Source organism: Pseudoduganella sp. RAF53_2, assembly GCF_052113985.1.
Taxonomy (GTDB): domain Bacteria; phylum Pseudomonadota; class Gammaproteobacteria; order Burkholderiales; family Burkholderiaceae_D; genus Rugamonas.
In genome coordinates this window covers 1-3,597 of record NZ_JBFRDW010000623.1, presented here as the reverse complement: position 1 = coordinate 3,597, position 3,597 = coordinate 1, and the positions used below count along the sequence as shown (strand labels likewise).

The window sequence follows — 3,597 nt, the reverse complement described above, 5'->3', positions numbered from 1 at the left end:
GTGCTGTAGCGTCCATTGAAATCCAGTAACTTTGTCGGTATGGTTGACGGTATCTATAAATACCGCCAAAACAGATACCGTCATATGCCTAAACTTGCAATTCCCCTCACTGATATCCAACCCCGCACGGCCAAGCCCAAAGACAAGCCCTACAAGCTGTCGGATGGGGGCGGCCTTTATCTCCTGGTTAATACCGATGGCGCGAAGTATTGGCGCATGGATTACCGGTATGGTGAAGCCCGTCGAACCCTCGCCTTTGGCAAGTATCCCGAGGTCACGCTCGCGGAGGCCCGCGACAAGCGCTTGGCGGCCCGCAAACTGCTCGACCAAGGGATTGACCCCAGCCAAGAGAAGAAGGAGCGCCAGCGCGAGCTGAGCGAGGCCAACGGTAATACCTTCGAAAAGCTGGCCCGCGAATGGCACGGCAACAAGCTGTCGACGTGGAGTACTGCTACAGCACGAGACACTATACGGCGGCTGGAGATAGACATCTTTCCACAGATTGGTTCCATGCCTATTGGCTCGATCAAACACCAGCACATGATCGCCGCGCTACGGAAGATCGAAAGCCGTGGCGCGCAAGAGATTGCACACCGTATCAAGGCGACGTGCGCCCGCGTTTTCAGCTACGCCAGCCAACAGGGCATTGAAAACCGTAACCCAGCGGCGGACATGAAGGATGTGCTAAAGCCAGTCAAGGCCGGTCACTTCGCCGCTATCACTGCKGATGAATTGCCAGCCTTCCTGGCAGCGATGGACAAGAACGACGCCCGTCTGTTCAAGCCGACCCGCATCGCCCTGCGCTTGATGATGCTGGTCTTCGTGCGCACGTCAGAGTTGATCGAAACGCCTTGGAGCGAACTCGATCTTGAGGCCGGGGAGTGGATCATTCCTTGGCACCGCATGAAGCGGGGCAAACTGACTGTGAACCCGGATACCACTAACCACCATGTATGCCTGTCTTCGCAAGCTCTTGAACTGCTGCGGGAGCTGCACGCACTGACCGGCGGGGGAAAGTACCTGTTCCCTAATCAGCGCGACCACGAAAAGCCAATGAGCAACGGCGCAATCCTCGCGGCCCTCAAGCGCATGGGTTACAAAAATCGCATGACTGGTCACGGCTTCCGCGCACTCGCCATGTCAACGATCAAGGAGCGTTTGGGCTATCGGCACGAGGTCGTAGACCGCCAGCTTGCGCACGCTCAGAAAGACAAGATAGCTGCGGCTTACGACAGGGCGCAGTTCTTAGCCGAACGCCGTGTGATGATGCAGGACTGGGCAGATTTCATTGATGGTGTTTCGAGCGGCAAGGTCATCGCCGGAAATTTCGGCAGGAAAGCGGCCTAAAAAAATATTTCAAATTCCTAGAAGAATCGTCGAACGTCGTTACTACAATAAGTTGCGAGGGACGATATTGTCCCGCAACGGATTAACTAGGATTGAAATATGAGTTATGAAATTCGCGGAGTGTCAGTGCTCCGCCTCCCATCTGTAATGAAACGCGTGGGCCTCAAAAAATCCAGCATTTATGCTGGAATCAAAAAAGGCACCTTCCCAGCACCGATCAAATTATCTGAGCGCGCGAGCGGCTGGTTGGAGTCGTCAATAGATGCTTTTCTAGCTGAACGCATCAAAGCCTCTTGCGGCGGGGTGTCGGCATGAGCGCTACGATCAACGAACACGAATATTTGATTGAGCAGACTGCTGATTTCGTTCGCATCCTCCAGGATGCCAGGTACGCCCTGAGCATGCAAAACGCGTATGCGTGCGCAGCAGATGACGCCGCTGAGTTCACCCGCTTCCTGAGCGACAACACGATCATCGCCACCGACAAACCCGTAACCGAAACCAAACTATGCAAGTAACCTACATCGATAACATGGAATTTGCAGAACTCGTTACAGGCGAGAACTGCGCCATCCTGCAAACTATCAACGCACCACAAGCGCCAGAAACCCATGTGGCGACTGTAGATGGCGTGGATGTCCTTATCTTCGTTGACGCTGCTGGCGGCGCTGCCGTTGTTCAAGGCTGCCACCTTGACCACGAATCGGGCGGATCAATTCACTCGCATGCACGCGCCATTGATGTTTCCTGAGGCCGTCGAAGGCGAGCGGGAGCGCATCCAAAGCGTTCCTGCCCTAAAAGCCGCCAGGCAGGTAAATGAAGCCGCTTGGCGGGCTTTTCGGGAGTCGACCGAGGCTCTGGCCGAGCACAGCACCTCAACGCTGATTGCCCGCATTGAATCGACTGGCGACCCGCTTGTGCTTTGGGAGGTTCATCACGAACTGGACCGGAGAGAAATCCCGCCTGCTTTCCGCTACCCAAGGAGCGATAGCACCGACCAAGCTCGATTTATTACCTGGCTGGGTGATCTTCATTGGCATACCAGGCGAGCGCGGCCTGCTACAAGATTTCGGTCCTGGCGGCGGTTATTCGATCCAGCTGGTGAGTCCTGGCACGAGAACGCCAAAAACGTGTTCGAATTTGCCTGGCGGCGCGATCAGAACGCTAGCTATTATGCAAAGGGGCTGGCGTTGACCGACGATCACCGGCTGGACCTGATGACCATCAAGACCAGCAAGCAGATTGCACGACAGCGCCAGCTAAAGCAATCGGCAGAGATGCGCCACGCAATTGCCAGCCATGCGGTGGCCAACGCCGGAAGGTTGTCAAAGGACCGACGAGCGGACCAGACCGCCCGCGTCCGCTACCTGATTTGGAAAACGTACTTGCTGGCCGATCAAAGCCCGACTATTACGGCGCGCATGTTCGAAGCCATTTATGGCGAGCAAATGACCAGGCAGAAGGTCCAGAAGCAGATCGCGGCGGTCAAGCAGGCATGGGACAAATTCGGCCCCGAAAAAAGCCAGGAACTACCTACTCCCGGGTGCTAGCGTATGCCTGTTCTATCGTAGATAGAACTTGTCACAGCGCACACGGTGGATTTCATAGGAGAAACCACTGTGTGCGATGTTCATCAAAATCACCATGTGCACTGAAAACAACCACCGCACACGGTGCTCCCGCCGGTCTGAATCCGCCCAAGTCGCGGAGGGCCGCGAGCATGATTGTGAAGCGGTTCAGTTCAACTAATTGACAGCTTACAGCCGAAGCGTGTACGCGGTCATAAAGAATTTCCTTTTGGAGTTTCTCTGTAATATGAGAAGCAAGAGGTCGTTGGGCGTCGATTTCCGCAACGCTTACCCATAATGCACGAATATGAGATGATTGCGGTAAGAGGGTTGGTAGTCTTAGAAAAAAAGCTCAATACCCCGATGCCCGTCATAGAACAGGGCGTTTACTTTCTTGGCCGATCCTTATATAAGGATCAGAACCAGGAACCTGTTCGTTCCTTCAATCGCACGTTTCCCCAAAACGCGATCAGCATCGAACAACTGCCAGATGTTGGCCGAATAGTATCCATAGAGTTACCGGAAACTTTGAATCTGCTTGCGTTCAGCGACCGCCAGCGTGAGCCGGCCAACATCGGCATAAACGGCTAGATGAGTTATAGTCTTCATAACCGCTATCGCCCAGAAATCGACTGCTGTCACAATCCAAATCAAAAAAGACTGGACAAAGGAGATCGTACTG

General features: G+C 54.3%; 4 protein-coding genes. All 4 read left to right on the top strand.

Translation table 11 applies throughout. The annotated features are described in order from the left end of the window. Nucleotides 1–15: 15 nt before the first annotated feature. Complete coding sequence (locus AB4Z11_RS26595; RefSeq protein ID WP_442028848.1) at nucleotides 16–1,347, top strand: tyrosine-type recombinase/integrase; 1,332 nt, start codon at nucleotides 16–18, stop codon at nucleotides 1,345–1,347. 99 nt (nucleotides 1,348–1,446) lie between these two features. Beyond that, entirely contained in the window at nucleotides 1,447–1,662 is a 216-nt protein-coding gene (locus AB4Z11_RS26590; protein WP_442028847.1) for a helix-turn-helix transcriptional regulator, read from the top strand. Further along, nucleotides 1,659–1,865, top strand: coding sequence for a hypothetical protein (locus AB4Z11_RS26585; protein ID WP_442028846.1), 207 nt, complete (start codon nucleotides 1,659–1,661; stop codon nucleotides 1,863–1,865). Before AB4Z11_RS26590 ends, AB4Z11_RS26585 begins: the two co-directional genes overlap by 4 nt. A 108-nt stretch (nucleotides 1,866–1,973) precedes the next feature. Next, entirely contained in the window at nucleotides 1,974–2,897 is a 924-nt protein-coding gene (locus AB4Z11_RS26580; RefSeq protein WP_442028845.1) for a hypothetical protein, read from the top strand. The last annotated feature ends 700 nt before the right edge of the window (nucleotides 2,898–3,597 follow it).

Excerpts from the sequence above, each read along its gene's own strand:
- AB4Z11_RS26590 (WP_442028847.1), top strand. The coding sequence starts at position 1,447 with ATGAGTTATGAAATTCGCGGAGTGTCAGTGCTCCGCCTCCCATCTGTA.
- AB4Z11_RS26585 (WP_442028846.1), top strand. The coding sequence starts at position 1,659 with ATGAGCGCTACGATCAACGAACACGAATATTTGATTGAGCAGACTGCT.
- AB4Z11_RS26580 (WP_442028845.1), top strand. The coding sequence starts at position 1,974 with ATGGCGTGGATGTCCTTATCTTCGTTGACGCTGCTGGCGGCGCTGCCG.